General features: G+C 71.7%; 14 protein-coding genes and 1 tRNA gene. 7 read left to right on the forward strand and 8 right to left on the reverse strand.

Annotated features, from left to right (window positions below; genetic code table 11):
• The first annotated feature begins 86 nt into the window (after positions 1–86).
• On the forward strand, positions 87–1385 hold the full coding sequence (locus ACFY60_RS25925) for a class I SAM-dependent methyltransferase (RefSeq protein WP_388615799.1): 1299 nt from the start codon (positions 87–89) through the stop codon (positions 1383–1385).
• A 76-nt stretch (positions 1386–1461) separates the two neighbouring features.
• Here the strand turns inward: ACFY60_RS25925 and ACFY60_RS25930 are convergent, their stop codons facing one another.
• Together ACFY60_RS25930 and ACFY60_RS25935 are read right to left on the reverse strand one after the other, a co-directional pair.
• Entirely contained in the window at positions 1462–3993 is a 2532-nt protein-coding gene (locus ACFY60_RS25930; protein WP_388615796.1) for an ABC transporter permease, read from the reverse strand.
• 99 nt (positions 3994–4092) lie between these two features.
• Complete coding sequence (locus ACFY60_RS25935) at positions 4093–4863, reverse strand: ABC transporter ATP-binding protein (RefSeq protein ID WP_388615793.1); 771 nt, start codon at positions 4861–4863, stop codon at positions 4093–4095.
• A gap of 362 nt (positions 4864–5225) precedes the next feature.
• On the opposite strand from ACFY60_RS25935, the gene ACFY60_RS25940 reads away from it, so the two are divergent.
• Positions 5226–5311, forward strand: a tRNA-Leu gene (locus tag ACFY60_RS25940).
• Between the two features lie 192 nt (positions 5312–5503).
• The gene (locus tag ACFY60_RS25945; protein ID WP_388615790.1) at positions 5504–6406 is read left to right on the forward strand and encodes a Bax inhibitor-1/YccA family protein; all 903 of its coding nucleotides are present in this window, start codon (positions 5504–5506) and stop codon (positions 6404–6406) included.
• Between the two features lie 72 nt (positions 6407–6478).
• Here ACFY60_RS25945 and ACFY60_RS25950 read toward each other — a convergent pair whose 3' ends face one another.
• Positions 6479–7036, reverse strand: coding sequence for a TetR/AcrR family transcriptional regulator (locus ACFY60_RS25950; protein ID WP_388615788.1), 558 nt, complete (start codon positions 7034–7036; stop codon positions 6479–6481).
• A 102-nt stretch (positions 7037–7138) separates the two neighbouring features.
• Here ACFY60_RS25950 and ACFY60_RS25955 point away from each other — a divergent pair, with 102 nt between their 5' ends.
• The gene (locus tag ACFY60_RS25955; protein ID WP_388615785.1) at positions 7139–8011 is read left to right on the forward strand and encodes an alpha/beta fold hydrolase; all 873 of its coding nucleotides are present in this window, start codon (positions 7139–7141) and stop codon (positions 8009–8011) included.
• A 36-nt stretch (positions 8012–8047) separates the two neighbouring features.
• Here ACFY60_RS25955 and ACFY60_RS25960 read toward each other — a convergent pair whose 3' ends face one another.
• The gene (locus ACFY60_RS25960; RefSeq protein WP_309053037.1) at positions 8048–8278 is read right to left on the reverse strand and encodes a DUF4287 domain-containing protein; all 231 of its coding nucleotides are present in this window, start codon (positions 8276–8278) and stop codon (positions 8048–8050) included.
• Positions 8279–8379: 101 nt separating this feature from the next.
• Between ACFY60_RS25960 and ACFY60_RS25965 the strand changes: the two genes are divergently transcribed.
• The gene (locus tag ACFY60_RS25965) at positions 8380–8709 is read left to right on the forward strand and encodes a hypothetical protein (RefSeq protein WP_388615782.1); all 330 of its coding nucleotides are present in this window, start codon (positions 8380–8382) and stop codon (positions 8707–8709) included.
• 11 nt (positions 8710–8720) lie between these two features.
• Here the strand turns inward: ACFY60_RS25965 and ACFY60_RS25970 are convergent, their stop codons facing one another.
• The 3 genes from ACFY60_RS25970 to ACFY60_RS25980 all read right to left on the reverse strand — a co-directional run bounded on the left by ACFY60_RS25970 (position 8721) and on the right by ACFY60_RS25980 (position 12293).
• Entirely contained in the window at positions 8721–9539 is an 819-nt protein-coding gene (locus tag ACFY60_RS25970; protein WP_388615779.1) for a hypothetical protein, read from the reverse strand.
• Positions 9540–9963: 424 nt separating this feature from the next.
• Positions 9964–11184 (reverse strand): acetyl-CoA C-acetyltransferase, encoded by a 1221-nt coding sequence (locus tag ACFY60_RS25975; protein WP_388615776.1) that lies wholly within the window; start codon positions 11182–11184, stop codon positions 9964–9966.
• A gap of 116 nt (positions 11185–11300) precedes the next feature.
• The gene (locus tag ACFY60_RS25980; RefSeq protein WP_388616102.1) at positions 11301–12293 is read right to left on the reverse strand and encodes an SGNH/GDSL hydrolase family protein; all 993 of its coding nucleotides are present in this window, start codon (positions 12291–12293) and stop codon (positions 11301–11303) included.
• A 118-nt stretch (positions 12294–12411) separates the two neighbouring features.
• On the opposite strand from ACFY60_RS25980, the gene ACFY60_RS25985 reads away from it, so the two are divergent.
• Positions 12412–13803, forward strand: coding sequence for a cystathionine beta-synthase (locus tag ACFY60_RS25985; protein WP_388615774.1), 1392 nt, complete (start codon positions 12412–12414; stop codon positions 13801–13803).
• Between the two features lie 361 nt (positions 13804–14164).
• Positions 14165–15013 (forward strand): MurR/RpiR family transcriptional regulator, encoded by an 849-nt coding sequence (locus tag ACFY60_RS25990; RefSeq protein WP_388615771.1) that lies wholly within the window; start codon positions 14165–14167, stop codon positions 15011–15013.
• A 30-nt stretch (positions 15014–15043) separates the two neighbouring features.
• Here ACFY60_RS25990 and ACFY60_RS25995 read toward each other — a convergent pair whose 3' ends face one another.
• Complete coding sequence (locus ACFY60_RS25995) at positions 15044–15415, reverse strand: hypothetical protein (protein ID WP_388615768.1); 372 nt, start codon at positions 15413–15415, stop codon at positions 15044–15046.
• Positions 15416–15431: the final 16 nt, after the last annotated feature.

The following is a 15431-nucleotide window of genomic DNA, read 5'->3' on the forward strand; positions in this document are numbered from 1 at the left end:
GTTGCGCCGGGACTGGGAACGCCCACGGACGGTGTTCTCTTGGTGACAGGCATTTCTGGGGCACGAGATCACGGAGGTGTTGCACCATGGCCGACGCCGCGACGCGGCTGACGAGAGTGGCCGAGGACCTGCTGGGAGAGCCGTTCCCGGTACGGGTGCGGGCCTGGGACGGCAGCGAATCCGGCCCCGCGGACGGTCCCGTCCTGGTCCTCCGTGACCGTCGCGCGCTGCGCCGGATGATCTGGAAACCGGGCGAAGTCGGCCTGGCCCGCGCCTGGGTGGCCGGCGAGGTCGACGTCGAGGGCGACCTGTACGAGGTCCTGGACCGGCTCGCCGGACTGATCTGGGAGCGCACCGGCGAGAGCCGGGGCCTCCTCGCCTCCGCCCGTGACCCCCGCCTGCGCGCCGCCGCGGGGACCCTGCTCCGGCTCGCCGGGCCCCAGCCGCCCCCGCCGCCGCCCGCCGAGGAGATCCGCGGCCGCACCGGCGGACGCCACACCAAGCGCCGGGACAAGCAGGCCGTCAGCCACCACTACGACGTGGGCAACGACTTCTACGAACTGGTCCTCGGTCCCTCCATGGTCTACTCCTGCGCCTACTGGACCGAGGGCGGCACCCTGGAGGACGCCCAGCGGGACAAACTCGACCTGATCGCCCGCAAACTGAACCTCCGTGAGGGTGACCGGCTGCTCGACGTGGGCTGCGGCTGGGGGTCCATGGCCCTCCACGCCGCCCGCGAGTGCGGCGCCCGCGTCGTCGGCATCACCCTCTCCCGCGAACAGGCCGCCTTCGCCCGCAGGCGCGTCGCCGAGGAGGGCCTCACCGACCGGGTCGAGATCCGCGTCCAGGACTACCGGGACGTCACGGACGGACCGTACGACGCGATCTCCTCCATCGGCATGGCCGAACACGTCGGCGCGGTCCGCTACCGCGCGTACGCCGACACCCTGTACGGGCTCCTCAAGCCCGGCGGCCGGCTCCTGAACCACCAGATCTCCCGCCGCCCCGAGCCCGACGAGGAGGCCTACGAGGTCGACCCCTTCATCGACGCGTACGTCTTCCCCGACGGTGAACTCGCCCCCATGGGCCGCACCCTGGGCATCCTGGAGGACGCCGGTTTCGAGGTCCGCGACGTGGAGGCGATCCGCGAGCACTACGCCCTCACCCTGCGCCGCTGGGTCGCCAACCTGGAGAAGGAGTGGGACCGCGCGATCCGCCTCACCTCGCCCGGCCGGGCCCGGGTCTGGCGGCTCTACATGGCCGCCTCCGCCCTCGCCTTCGAACGCAACCGGATCGGCGTCAACCAGTTCCTGGCCGTGAAGACCCCGGCGGCCGGGACCAGCGGCCTGCCGCTGCGGCCGCGCGTCTGGGACGAGCGGGGCTGACGGGCGCCGGACGGCCGGAAGGGCCGGTCTCCCGTGTGCGGGGGAGACCGGCCCTTCGCGGTGGTGACGGGGGCGGCTACTCGGCCTTGATGGCGGCGAGCATGTTCAGCTTCGCCGCGCTGCGGGCCGGCCACAGCGAGGCGAGGACGCCGACCAGACCGGCCAGGACCAGGAAGACGCCGATCCGCTCCCAGGGCAGGACCAGGGCGTAGCCCGGCAGGCTGGCCTTGAACGTCTCGCCGATCGCCCAGCCGAGGAACGCGCCCAGGCCGATGCCGACGACCGCGCCGAACACCGAGATGACCACGGCCTCCAGACGGACCATCCGCTTCACCCGGCGCCGGTCGAGACCGATCGCGCGGAGCATGCCGATCTCCTGCTGGCGCTCGAAGACGGACATCGCGAGGGTGTTGACGACGCCGAGGACGGCGATGATCAGGGCCATGCCCAGCAGGCCGTACACGATGTTCAGGAGCATGTTGATCGGGCCGCCGAAGGCGTCACGGATGTCCTTGTGGTTCATCACCGTGATGCCCGGGTTGTCGCCCATGGCCTTCGACAGCGCCCTGGCGTTGGCGTCGGAGGCGCCGCCGTCCATCGCGACGTAGACCTCCCGCGTGTAGGGCTGCTGCTCGTGGGCGTTGATCAGCTTGCGGTCGATCATGACGGGGGAGACGAACTCGCTCTCCTCGTAGATCGCGCCGACGGTCAGCTTGCCCTTGGCCTTGTCCAGGTACTCGACCGGGACCGTGTCGCCGACCTTCAGGCCGCGCTTCTCGGCGGTCTTGTCGGCGACCGCGATCCGCCCCTCCTTGAGCGAGGCCAGCGAGCCGTGCACGACGTGGAGGTTGAGGACCTTCTCGATGTCGCCGGGGGTGACGCCGGAGGCCGAGACGTAGTTCCCCTTGATCTCCAGGGCACCGGCCTGCTGCGGGGAGACGGCCGTGACGCCGGGGGCCTTCGCGAGAGCGGTGATGGCATCCTCGCCCAGGCTGTCGCCGCTGGCCATGACCACCATGTAGTCGGCCTTGATCTGGTCGACGGTCATCCTGTCGATGGCCGAGCCGACGGTCGCGCCGATCACCGACAGGCCGGTGACCAGGGTGAGGCCGATCGCGAGCGCGGAGGCGGTGGCGCCGGTGCGGCGCGGGTTGCGGACCGCGTTCAGGCCGGCGAGCTTGCCGGAGATGCCGAACAGGCCGACGAAGAGCGGGCGGATCAGGGCGATCACGGGCCGCGACAGCATCGGGATCAGCACGATCACGCCGATGAGGGTGAGGAACGCGCCGCCCGCGATGAGCATGCGGCCGTCGTCGCCGCCCTTGCCCGCGCCGAGCACGATCAGGACGACGCCGAGCGCGGTGAGCGCGGCACCGATGGAGTTCCGCAGAACGAGCGACTTGGTGCTCGCGGTGGCGTGCACGCTGTTCATGGCCGCGACCGGCGGGATCTTCGCGGCGCGGCGGCCGGGCAGCCAGGCGGCGAGCATGGTGATCAGGACGCCGACGGCGAACGCGGAGACGACGGGGGCGGGGCCGACGACCAGGCCGCCGGCCGGGATCTTCAGGTCGAAGGCGTTCATGGCCGACCGGAGCGCGACCGCCAGGCCGATGCCCAGGACGAGGCCGACGGCCGAGGCGATCAGACCGACCAGGCCGGCCTCGGCGAGGACGGAGCGGGTGATCTGCTTGCGCGAGGCGCCGACCGCGCGCATCAGGGCCAGTTCCTTGGTGCGCTGGGCGACCAGCATCGTGAAGGTGTTGGCGATGAGGAAGACGCCGACGAAGAGCGCGATGCCCGCGAAGCCCAGGAGCACCTGGTTGAGGGCGCCGAGTCCGGCCTCGATGTCCTTGGCCTGCTGGTCGGCGAGGGCCTGCCCGGTCTGGGCGGTGGCCTCCTTCGGGATCACCTTCACGACCTCGTCGAGCAGCTTGTCCGCCTGCGCGCCGGAGGTGGCCGTGACGGTCAGCTCCTGGAAGTACCCGGGCTTCAGGTAGAGCTTCTGGGCCACGGCGGTCTCGAAGAGGACGAGGCTGCCGCCGGCGTTGACGGCGCCGTCCTCGGTGGTGAAGACGCCGGAGAGGGTGTACTCCTTCACCGGGCCGTTGGTGGCCACGCGGACGGTGTCGCCGACCTTGTAGCCGCCCTTGTCGGCGGAGGCCCGGTCGAGCGCGATCTGGTCGGCGCGGACCGGCCCGCTGCCCGAGACGAAGGCGTACGCGCGGTCCTTGCCGTCCTTGCCGGGGGCGAAGTTGGTGCCCTTGTTCGACCAGCCGACGCCGATCAGCTTGCCGTTCTTGTCGGGCACACCCGCGAAGCCGCCGACGCGCGGGGCGACGGAGGCGACCCCGTCGAGTCCGGCGACCTCGTCGACGTCCTTCCGGGAGAGGCCGGGCGCCTGCCGGGCGTCCTCGGGGTTCGGGTGCATCTCGACGGCGACGGCGACGTCGTCGTAGCTCTTCGCCGACTGGTTGCGGAAGGCCTGGGAGAGGGTGTCGGTGAAGACGAGGGTGCCGGAGACGAAGGCCACGCCGAGCATCACGGCGAGGACGGTCATCAGCAGTCTCGCCTTGTGCGCGAGCACGTTGCGCAGGGCGGTACGGAACATGGGGTGTCCTGAACGGAAGGGTGGGACGGACGGAGGTCGGGGGGTGCGGGGCGCGCCGCGGGGCCGTGCCGGTGCGGGTCCGGTTCCGGCGCCCGCGCGTCAGCTCGTACGGCCCTTGGCGTCGAAGGCCTTCATGCGGTCGAGCACGCCGTCCGCCGTCGGGCTCAGCATCTCGTCCACGATCCGGCCGTCCGCGAGGAAGATCACGCGGTCGGCGTAGGAGGCGGCCACCGGGTCGTGGGTGACCATGACGACGGTCTGGCCGAGCTCGCGCACCGAGTTCCGCAGGAAGCCCAGCACCTCGGCGCCGGAGCGCGAGTCCAGGTTTCCGGTCGGCTCGTCACCGAAGATGATCTCGGGGCGGGAGGCCAGCGCGCGGGCCACGGCCACGCGCTGCTGCTGGCCGCCGGAGAGCTCGGTGGGGCGGTGGCTGAGCCGGCCCGAGAGCCCCAGCATGTCGATGACCTGCCGGACCCACTGCTGATCGGCCTTGCGGCCGGCGATGTCCATCGGCAGCGTGATGTTCTCCATGGCCGTCAGCGTCGGCAGCAGGTTGAACGCCTGGAAGATGAAGCCGATCTTGTCCCGGCGCAGCTGGGTGAGCTGCTTGTCCTTCAGCGTGGACAGCTCGGTCTCACCGATCCGTACCGAGCCGGAGGAGAAGGAGTCCAGGCCGGCGACGCAGTGCATGAGCGTCGACTTGCCGGAACCGGACGGGCCCATGATCGCGGTGAACTCGCCCTGCCGGAAGTCCACGCTGACCCGGTCGAGCGCGACCACCTGGGTCTCGCCCTGTCCGTAGACCTTGGAGAGATCCGTGGCGCGGGCGGCCACCGCGGTGGCGCGGGGCACGGTCGGGGTGGTGGTCACGAGGGGGACTCCTGTCACTGCGGCTTTCGGGAACCACTCCATCGTGTCGAGCGTTCCGGGCCGGGACGTCCGTCCGTGTGCCCGTTCCCGGGGCCCTCTCGAGTCGGACCGGGGCCGCCCACCCTCCTCCTGAGGTATGACGGCGCCCCTGAGGCGAAGGTGACAGACCTGCGACGAGTTTTCGTCATTCCAGGGGTGGGGCTTTGCGCCTGCGACCCCCGTCACAGTCGGCCGAACCGGCCCCGACCTGGGCTGACGCACCCTCAGGCGTCAATAAAATAAGACAACATCGGACCGATGTTCCTCTGAACGAGGGATGCGGTCCCGATAGGCTCCTGTGCCAACGCGGAGCTTCGCGGCAAGCCCGGATGGTGGAATTGCAGACACGGCGAGCTTAAACCTCGCTGGCCTTCGGGCCGTACCGGTTCGAGTCCGGTTCCGGGCACCACCGGGCCCAGGCAACCCCTGAGGCCCGGCACACCCCCTCCTTCGCCCCCTTCACTCCTCCCACCGGGCCCGTCCCCGTTCCCGCCCGGCTTCTCCGGGTAAAAGATCCTCCCCGAGCACTAGAGAGTTTCTTTTGCCTACGCATTACCCTTGACGCAGGGCCGTGCAGTACGGCCCGCCATGGAGGAGTGAGATGAGGAGCAGCAACCCGGTCTTCTCGCGACGGGGGTTCAGCCGCGACAACGGCTACGCGGGCTTCAACGCGCAGCAGCCGCAGGCCGGGGGCCCCGCCGTCGGAAGCAACCCCTACGCCATCGGTAACCCGTACGCCGAGGGCGCGGCGAACCCGTACGCGACCAACCCGTACGCCCCCCAGGACACGCAGCTCGGCGCCCCGCAGCAGGCCCGCGGCAACGTGATGACGATCGACGACGTCGTGAGCCGTACGGCCATGACGCTCGGCACGGTCGTGGTCACCGCCGTCCTGTCCTGGCTGCTGCTGCCGGTCGACCCGGCGAACCTGGGCAAGTCCTACGGCATCGCCATCGGCGCGGCCCTGGTCGCCCTGGTCCTGTCGCTGGTGCAGTCCTTCAAGCGCAAGCCGTCGCCGGCGCTGATCCTGGGCTACGCGGCCTTCGAGGGCGTCTTCCTCGGCGTGATCTCGGCGGCCGTCTCGACCTACATCGCGGACGGCGTCGTCATCCAGGCGGTCCTGGGCACCATGGCGGTCTTCGCCGGTGTGCTCGTGGCCTACAAGCTCGGCTGGATCCGCGTCAACCGCCGCTTCTACGGCTTCGTGATGGCCGCGGCCATGGGCTTCCTGCTGCTCATGGTGGCCAACCTGCTGTTCTCCGTCTTCGCGGGCGGTGACGGCCTCGGCTTCCGCAGTGGTGGCCTCGGCATCCTCTTCGGTGTCATCGGCGTGATCCTGGGCGCCTGCTTCCTCGCCCTCGACTTCAAGCAGGTCGAGGACGGCGTGAACTACGGCGCGCCGCGCGAGGAGGCCTGGCTGGCCGCCTTCGGCCTCACCATGACCCTGGTGTGGATCTACCTGGAGATGCTGCGTCTGCTGTCGATCCTGCAGGGCGACGACTGACGCGTCCGTACTCGGGGGAGGGGCCCGTCCGGCACTGCCGGGCGGGCCCCTCCGCGTTCCCGGCCCCGGGGTCTACCGGGCGGCGTCGAGGAGGACGCGGGCGGCCTCCTTCGCCTCGACGGCGGGCTCCGTGCCGCCCGTGATGCCCGCGACGGCCATGGCGCCGTTGGCGAGGAGGGCGAGCTGGCCGGCGAGGACCGGCGGGAGGCCGAGGGCGTCCGTCTGCTCCGCGAAGTACGACCGCAGCGCCTCCTTGTGGTCCCGGGCGACGGCCGCCACCGCCGGGGCGACCCCGCCCAGCTCCCCGAAGGTGTTGATGAAGGCGCAGCCCCGGAAGCCGGGCTCCGCGAACCAGTCGGCGAGCCAGTCGAAGACCGCGAGGACCCGCTCGTACGGCCCGTCGGCGACCCGGGCGCCGTGCGCGGTCAGGGACTCCCGCACCTCCTCGTCGCGGCGCCGCAGCACCGCCTCGACCAGCAGGTCCTTGGACGGGAATACCTGGTAGAGGCGCTTCAGGGAGACCCCGGAGGCGCTGCGGATGGCGTCCATGCCGACCGCCTGCACCCCGCGTTCGCCGAACAGCCGCCGGGCGGCGTCGAGCACCTTCAGTTCGGCGGATTCCGCGTCCATCGTCCGATCACCCCTTGCATGGAGAACCATCGTTCTCGTAGCCTACAGGCCATCGGGAGAACGATCGTTCTCCCGATCCGGATACGGAGAACGGGGAGACCCATGTCCAGCTTCGCCCTGCGCGCCCGCACCGCCACCGTCGACGGGCTCGACGTCTTCTACCGGGAGGCCGGCGACCGCGCCGACCCCACCCTCGTCCTGCTGCACGGCTTCCCGACCAGCTCGCACATGTACCGAGGGCTCATGGCCGAGCTCGCCGACAGCTACCACCTGATCGCCCCCGACCACATCGGCTTCGGCGCCTCCGCCGCCCCCGCCGCCGAGGACTTCGACTACAGCTTCGAGCGCCTCACCGCGATCACCCTCGGCCTCCTCGACCGGCTCGGCCTCGACCGCTTCGCCCTCTACATCCAGGACTACGGGGCCCCCATCGGCCTGCGCATCGCCTCCCGCCACCCCGAGCGGATCACCGCCGTCGTCACCCAGAGCGGCAACGCCTACCTGGAGGGCTTCACCCCCTTCTGGGACGTCCTCTTCGCCCACGCCAAGGACCGCGCCACCCACGAGGCCGCCGTCCGCGAGCTGCTCACCGCGGAAGCGACCCGCTGGCAGTACACCCACGGCGTCCCCGCCGACCGGCTCGACCGCGTCGGCCCCGAGACCTGGACCCTCGACCAGGCCGGCCTCGACCGGCCCGGCAACAAGGAGATCCAGCTCCAGCTGTTCTGGGACTACCAGTTCAACCTGGACGGCTACCCGGCCTTCCAGGAGTACTTCCGCACCCACCGGCCCCCGCTGCTCGCCGCCTGGGGGCGCGGCGACGAGATCTTCGGACCGGCGGGCGCCGAGGCCTTCGCCCGGGACCTGCCCGATGCCGAGATCCACCTCCTCGACGCCGGGCACTTCGCCCTGGAGACCCACGGCGAGGAGATCGCCGCGCTCGTCCGGGACTTCCTGGGCCGGCACGTGAACTGACACCGCCACCCCGCCGGGGGCCGGCCGGGCGGACCGTCAGAGCATCCGGCGGGCCGCCCGCCGGAGGTCGTACTCGTGAATGATCGCCTTCGCGTGGCCGTACGCGAGGCCGTGCTCCCCGCGCAGCCAGCTCAGCTTCTCCTCGAAGCGCAGCAGGGACGGCCCCTCCTCGACCGCGCGCAGCCAGTCGGACACCTCACGACCGGTGCAGCGGGGGATGCGGGCCAGCAGATTGCGGTGGGTCTCCTCGGAGAATGCGTGGGACATCGGCGCCTCCGGACGCGCTCGTACCGTGTACTCCTTCACGTCACCGTGCCCGAGGGTTCGCCCGTTGGCAATGGCGCCGTCAGGGCGCGTAGGGTCACCGCGTGTTTGATACGAGCGCACTGACCGCCACCGTCGAGCGGTTCGCCGACCGGCTGCGGGCCGCCCCGCAGAGCCGCCTCCAGCGCGGAGCGGCGGCCGAAGGACTCGCCCTCGCCCGCACCCTCGCCGACCGCGCGCAGCGCGCCGAGGACCCCGCCCGCACCCCCAGGACCATGCCCGACGCGGGCGTCTTCACCGTCGCCGACCAGCTCGTCGTCGCCGGGAACGACCTGGCCCACATCCTGCGAACGGCCCCGGCCGGCTCCCGGGAGCAGGAGCTGGACGAGGCCGTGAGGCTCGTGCGGGAGGCCGCGGAGCGGTCCGGGCTGTAGCAGCCCTCCGGTCATAGGGAGGCGATCACCCGGTCGGCGAGGATGTACACGTTCTCCTCGTCCGTGTCGCCGTACGAGAACGTCAGCGCGAAGGCGCCCGAAACCCCCGAACCGCCCAGCAGCACCGGCGTACGGCCCGCGCGCAGCGCCTCCGCCAGGCGCTCCGCCGTCTCCCGGTGACCCGGGGTCATGCAGAGCGTGGTGCCGTCGGCGAACACGTACACGTCGAGCGTGCCCAGCGGGCCCGGACGCACGTCCGTCAGCGCCGTCCGCGTGTCCGCCAGCTCCTCCAGGCGCGCCACCGTCCGCTCGTGGTCCGTGACGACCGGCGTCTGCACCGGCACGAAGTCCGGGTGCGAGGGGTGCCGGCGCCGGGCCGCGGCCAGCTCCGCCGAGTCCTCGGGGAACTCGTCCAGCGGCTCGGCCGGCCCGTCCAGCGCGGCCGCCTCCGCCTCCATGGCCTCCAACGCCATCGCCTCCAGGCCCACCAGGTCCGCCTGGCGCGGCACGTACAGAGTGCCGTCGTCACCGGGACCGCCGAGCCCGCCGAGCAGGTTCGGGGCGTCGGCCGCGTCCCGCGCCTCCTGCGCGGCCCAGAAGGCCCGCGCCTCCGCGAGCTCCCGCTCCCGCTCCTCGGCCAGCGCCTCGGCGACCGCGGACCGTATCTCGTCGGCCTGCGAGGTGCGGGCCGCCGGGACCGTCACGCCGTGACCGGCCGCCAGCTCCGTCCGCAGGGCCGTGACCTGCTTGCGGAGACCGTGGACGGCGTGCAGGGCGGCAGCGCCCACGGCCGTGGCAGCGGCCGTGGTCACCAGCAGGGCAAGAGACATGGCGCTCACTGACGTACTCCCGATTCCGAGTCGATCCCCCGACTTCCTACATCAGCTTGTCGTGGGGTGGGTCCCACTGTCAGTGCATTACGTCACGAATTGGACAGGTATTTATGCCGGGCGTTTGGTCCCGGAACCGCTCTGACCTGGGAAAACGAACTCCCCCGGGATGTAGGTCACATCCTGGGGGAGATTCGGTCACGGCTGGGACGCGAGACGGTTGACCGATTCGGCCCGGGGGGACGCGCGTCCCGCGCCCGGGGGCAGGCTCAGCTCAGACCGTCCGACTCAGCTCAGCCGCTTCGGCTCAGATCAGCCGCTCCGGCTCAGCTCAGCCGCTCGTTTCCCTGGTCGCGCTGAGCCTCGCCACCGCTGCGGGCAGGTGCCCCTTCGTTCCTCAGGGACCCCTACCCTCCGCTCCGGCTCAGCTCAGCCGCTCGATCACCATCGCCATGCCCTGGCCGCCGCCCACGCACATCGTCTCCAGGCCGAACTGCTTGTCGTGGAACTGGAGGCTGTTGATCAGCGTGCCGGTGATGCGGGCGCCGGTCATGCCGAAGGGGTGGCCCACGGCGATCGCGCCGCCGTTGACGTTCACCTTGTCCAGATCCAGACCCAGGTCCTGGTAGGACGGGATGACCTGCGCGGCGAAGGCCTCGTTGATCTCGGCCAGGTCGATGTCGCCGATCGTCAGGCCCGCGCGCCGGAGCGCCTGCTTCGACGCCTCGACCGGGCCCAGGCCCATGATCTCGGGGGAGAGGCCGGAGACACCGGTGGAGACGATCCGGGCCAGCGGGGTCAGGCCCAGCTCGCGCGCCTTCGTGTCCGACATGATCACGAGCGCGGCGGCGCCGTCGTTCAGCGGGCAGCAGTTGCCGGCCGTGACCAGGCCGTCGGGGCGGAAGACCGGCTTGAGGCCCTCCACGCCCTCCAGGGTGACGCCCGCGCGGGGGCCGTCGTCCGTGGAGACGACCGTGCCGTCCGGCAGGGTCACCGGGGTGATCTCGCGCTCCCAGAAACCGTTCTTGATGGCCTGCTCGGCCAGGTTCTGCGAGCGGACGCCGAACTCGTCCATCTCCCGGCGGCTGATGCCCTTCCAGCGGGCCAGGTTCTCGGCGGTCTGCCCCATGGCGATGTACGCGTCGGGGACCAGGCCGTCCTCGCGCGGGTCGTGCCAGGTGGAGCCCTCGGACGCGGCGACCTCGGCGGTACGGGCCTCCGCCTCGGCGAAGAACGGGTTGTGCGTGTCCGGCAGCGAGTCCGAGTTGCCCTTGACGAAGCGCGACACCATCTCGACACCGGCCGAGATGAAGACGTCACCCTCGCCGGCCTTGATCGCGTGCAGCGCCATGCGGGAGGTCTGGAGCGAGGAGGAGCAGTAGCGGGTGACCGTGCAGCCCGGCAGGTGGTCCATGCCCATCTGCACGGCCACGATCCGGCCCAGGTTGTTGCCCTGCTCGCCGCCGGGCAGACCGCAGCCCAGCATCAGGTCGTCGATGTCACGCGGGTCCAGCTCGGGCACCTTCGCCAGGGCGGCCTGGACGATGGTGGCGGTCAGGTCGTCCGGGCGCAGGTCCTTCAGGGAGCCCTTGAAGGCCCGGCCGATCGGGGAACGGGCGGTCGAGACGATCACGGCTTCGGGCATCACGGCTCCATGAGGGTGCGGAATGGGCGGACCGAAAGGGAAGTTACCCGTACGTACCGCGCGGGGTCATCGGGCGGGGCATGTGACGCGGACCTCTTTTCTAAGCGCTCGCTCAGTCACGGACGGTTGGTGGGGGCCTCCGTGGCCGCCGCCGGCTCGGACGGGACCGGCAACCGCCGCCGGCGCCGGTGCTTCAGCAGCGCCCAGGGCCCGCGCGCCCCGGTCACCTCCGTACCGGCCTCCCGTACCGCCTCGGCCGCCGCCTCCGCCACCGGCAGCATGTCCTCCCGGCGGGCCGGCTCCAGCCGGTCCGTCTCCGGCCACAGGCCGAGCGCCGCGCAGAGCGTGGGCAGCACCGCCATCGCCGCGGTGGCGTACCCCTCGGCCGAGGGATGGAAGTTGTCCACCCCGAACATCTCGCGCGGATTGGCCGCGAACTCCGGCCCGAGCAGATCACCCAGCGACACCGTCCGGCCGCCCTGCTCCACCACCACGATCGTCTGCGCGGCCGCCAGCTGCCGCGAGACCCGGCGCGCCAGCCAGCGCAGCGGCTGGTACACCGGCTCGATCGTGCCCAGATCCGGGCAGGTGCCGACGACCACCTCCGCCCCGGCCGTCCGCAGCCGCCGCACCGCCGCCGCCAGCAGCCGTACCGACTCGGTCGGCGGCATGCGGTGCGTCACATCGTTCGCGCCGATCATGATCACGCACACGTCCGGCGGACCGAGCGGCTGCGCCAGCAGCAGCGACACCTGCCGCTCCAGATCGTCCGACCGGGCGCCCGACAACGCCACGTTCCGCAGCACCACCGGCCGCTCCGCCACCGCCGCCAGCCCCGAGGCCAGCAGGGCGCCCGGGGTCTGCCCCGAGCGGCGTACGCCCTGACCCGCCGCCGTCGAATCACCCAGAAGGGCGAGCCGCAGCGGGTCCTCCGTGCCGAAGGCCCTCCCGTACAGGCCGTCCGCCCCGGGTGGCAGTGGTGCCGCTCCGCCCCCCACCGACCGCTTCGCCAGCTGCACCTCCGCCAGCAGGACCCCGACCGCCGCCACGCCGAGCAGCCCGATGCTCCCGCCGCCGTACGCCGCGCCCGCCGCGATCCGCCGTGCCACCCGCGCCCTCGACACGAGGCCGTCACCTCCTTCAAGCCGTTCAGGGACTAACTGCCCCGTAAGGCGCTCCGACTACGCATACGCTGGCCACACCATTACGGAGACCCCGGAGAACACGGTGCAATTCCACGACTCGATGATCAGCCTCGTCGGCAACACCCCGCTGGTGAAGCTCAACAACGTCACAGCGGGCATTCAGGCGACCGTCCTGGCCAAGGTCGAGTACTTCAACCCCGGAGGCTCGGTCAAGGACCGGATCGCCCTCCGCATGATCGAGGCGGCCGAGCGCAGCGGCGAGCTCAAGCCCGGCGGCACCATCGTCGAGCCCACGTCCGGCAACACCGGCGTGGGCCTCGCGATCGTGGCCCAGCAGAAGGGCTACAAGTGCATCTTCGTCTGCCCCGACAAGGTGTCCACCGACAAGATCAACGTGCTGCGGGCCTACGGCGCCGAGGTCGTCGTCTGCCCCACCGCCGTCGACCCCGAGCACCCCGACTCGTACTACAACGTCTCGGACCGCCTCGTCCGTGAGACCCCCGGCGCCTGGAAGCCGGACCAGTACTCCAACCCGAACAACCCGCGCTCCCACTACGAGACCACCGGTCCCGAGCTGTGGGAGCAGACGGACGGGCGCATCACCCACTTCGTGGCGGGCGTCGGCACCGGCGGCACCATCTCCGGCACCGGCAGGTACCTGAAGGAGGTCAGCGACGGCAAGGTCACGATCATCGGCGCCGACCCCGAGGGCTCCGTCTACTCCGGCGGCTCCGGCCGCCCGTACCTGGTCGAGGGCGTCGGCGAGGACTTCTGGCCCACCGCCTACGACCAGAACGTCACCGACCGCATCGTCCCGGTCTCCGACAAGGACTCCTTCCAGATGACCCGCCGCCTCGCCAAGGAGGAGGGCCTCCTCGTCGGCGGCTCCTGCGGCATGGCGGTCGTCGCCGCCCTGGAGGTCGCGAAGGAGGCGGGCCCGGACGACGTGGTGGTGGTCCTGCTGCCGGACTCGGGGCGCGGGTACCTGTCGAAGATCTTCAACGACGAGTGGCTGGCCTCGTACGGCTTCCTGGAGGAGGAGGGCCCGGCGGCGACCGTCGCCGACGTGCTCAGCTCCAAGGAGGGCGGCGCCATCCCGACCCTCGTCCACATGCACCCGGACGAGACCGTCGGGCAGGCCATCGAGGTGCTCCGCGAGTACGGCGTCTCCCAGATGCCCATCGTGAAGCCGGGCGCCGGGCACCCCGACGTCATGGCCGCCGAGGTCGTCGGCTCGGTGGTCGAGCGGGAACTCCTCGACCACCTCTTCACCAAGAAGGCCTCCCTGGACGACCCGCTGGAGCAGCACATGAGCGCGCCGCTGCCGCAGGTCGGCTCCGGTGAGCCGGTGGCCGCCCTCATGTCCGTCCTCGGCAGCTCGGACGCGGCGATCGTCCTCGTCCAGGGCAAGCCGACCGGTGTCGTCAGCCGCCAGGACCTGCTGGCCTTCCTGGCGGGCGACGACTCGAAGTGACCCGCGCGCCGCGGGCGGGCGCCGGCCCGCCCGCCCGCGGCCCCGGTGGGGACCGGCCGGACTTCGTGTGATCGGTACCGGCGCGACACGTCCGCGCAGCACCCGCTTAACACCGATCCGGCACAGTGAGGGGTGTCGGCGTCACGGACCTCCGGAGCGGCTCCCGGACCTCCTCACGACGCCTCGGACGCGGAGACCGGCCCTGACCCGGGCCCGTGTCCCCGTGGGGACCGCCGTCGTCCCGACCCCCGGTGACGGGGGTGCGGCGGTCCCCGCGTCACTCCTCCCGCCGTCCCGCGGCCCCCGTCTGCATATCCTTATGCAGGTTCGAGGGTGGATGAATACGCGGAAGGGGGACGGCATGAGCGACAGCCCGGCCGGACGGCTGCAGGCGCTTTTCGAGGGGCACCGGCTGACGCCGACGCAGCGGCGGATCGCGCACTGCATGGTGCGGCGGGCCGCGGACGTGCCGTTCCTGTCCAGTGTGGAGCTCGCGGACCTCGCGGGGGTCAGCCAGCCCTCGGTGACGCGCTTCGCCGTCGCGCTGGGCTTCGACGGCTACCCGGCGCTGCGCCGGCACCTGCGGGAGGTCGCCCCTCCCGAGGCCGCCGGGGGCGGGGAGGAGGAGCCCGCCGGGCACAACGCGTACCAGCAGGCCGTACTCGCCGAGATCGAGAACCTGCGGCACCTCGCGGGCCTCCTCGCCGACCCCGCGCCCGTCGAACGGGCCGGCCGGCTGCTCGCCCGCTCGCGTCCGCTGCTCGTGCTGGGGCTGCGGGCCGCCTCCTCCCAGGCCCGTGGCTTCGCCTACTTCGCCGCCAAGGTCCACCCGGACGTGCGGCTGCTCGACGAGGGCGGCACCATGCTCACGGACCGCGTCGACGCCGCCGTACGGGCCGGGGCCACGGCCCTGCTCTGCTTCGCGCTGCCCCGGCACCCGCGCGAGGTCGTGGAGGCCCTGGAGTACGCGCGGGCGGCCGGGCTCACGGTCGTGACGGTCGCCGAGTCGGCGTTCGCGCCCGTCGCCGCCCACAGCGACCTGCTCATCCCGGCCGCCGTCGGCACCGCGCTCGCCTTCGACACCGCCTGCGCGCCGATGATGCTCGGCCGGGTCCTCCTGGAGGCGATGGCCGACGAACTGCCGGACGCGCAGGCCCGGCTGGAGGAGTTCGACGCGAAGGCGGCGGCCCGGGGCCTCTTCGTGGAGTGAGGCGCGGCGGGCGCCGGCCCGCGCCCGCGGTCAGATCTCCAGCTCCTCCTCGATCTTCTTCAGCCGGTGCCGGGCCATCGCCAGGTTGGAGCGGTTCTTGTCCAGCGCCAGGTAGAGGAAGAGACCGTTCGTGCCGCGTCCCTTGAGGAGGCGGATCAGGTGGTACTGGCCGCCGAGGGTGATCAGGATGTCCTCGATCTCGTCGCTGAGCCCCAGCATCTCCATGGCCCGCACCTTGGCGCGCACGACGTCGGTGTTGCCGGCCGCGGCCACGTTGAGGTCGAGTTCTTCGCTGCCGCCGATGGTGCCGAGCGCCATGCCGCTCGTGTAGTCGACGAGGGCGGCGCCTATCGCGCCTTCGATGGAGGCCGCTTCCTTGAGGGAGGTCTCGGGGTTCGCCATGGTGTCGTACTTCCTG

Origin of the sequence: Streptomyces sp. NPDC012827 (assembly GCF_042900905.1) — a bacterium.
Classification (GTDB): Bacteria; Actinomycetota; Actinomycetes; order Streptomycetales; family Streptomycetaceae; genus Streptomyces; species Streptomyces gulbargensis.

Coding starts and splice junctions, on each gene's coding strand:
- ACFY60_RS25990 (WP_388615771.1), top strand. CDS start 14,165: ATGAGCGACAGCCCGGCCGGACGGCTGCAGGCGCTTTTCGAGGGGCAC.
- ACFY60_RS25975 (WP_388615776.1), bottom strand. CDS start 11,184: ATGCCCGAAGCCGTGATCGTCTCGACCGCCCGTTCCCCGATCGGCCGG.
- ACFY60_RS25955 (WP_388615785.1), top strand. CDS start 7,139: ATGTCCAGCTTCGCCCTGCGCGCCCGCACCGCCACCGTCGACGGGCTC.
- ACFY60_RS25945 (WP_388615790.1), top strand. CDS start 5,504: ATGAGGAGCAGCAACCCGGTCTTCTCGCGACGGGGGTTCAGCCGCGAC.
- ACFY60_RS25960 (WP_309053037.1), bottom strand. CDS start 8,278: ATGTCCCACGCATTCTCCGAGGAGACCCACCGCAATCTGCTGGCCCGC.
- ACFY60_RS25970 (WP_388615779.1), bottom strand. CDS start 9,539: ATGTCTCTTGCCCTGCTGGTGACCACGGCCGCTGCCACGGCCGTGGGC.
- ACFY60_RS25930 (WP_388615796.1), bottom strand. CDS start 3,993: ATGTTCCGTACCGCCCTGCGCAACGTGCTCGCGCACAAGGCGAGACTG.
- ACFY60_RS25995 (WP_388615768.1), bottom strand. CDS start 15,415: ATGGCGAACCCCGAGACCTCCCTCAAGGAAGCGGCCTCCATCGAAGGC.
- ACFY60_RS25925 (WP_388615799.1), top strand. CDS start 87: ATGGCCGACGCCGCGACGCGGCTGACGAGAGTGGCCGAGGACCTGCTG.
- ACFY60_RS25950 (WP_388615788.1), bottom strand. CDS start 7,036: ATGGACGCGGAATCCGCCGAACTGAAGGTGCTCGACGCCGCCCGGCGG.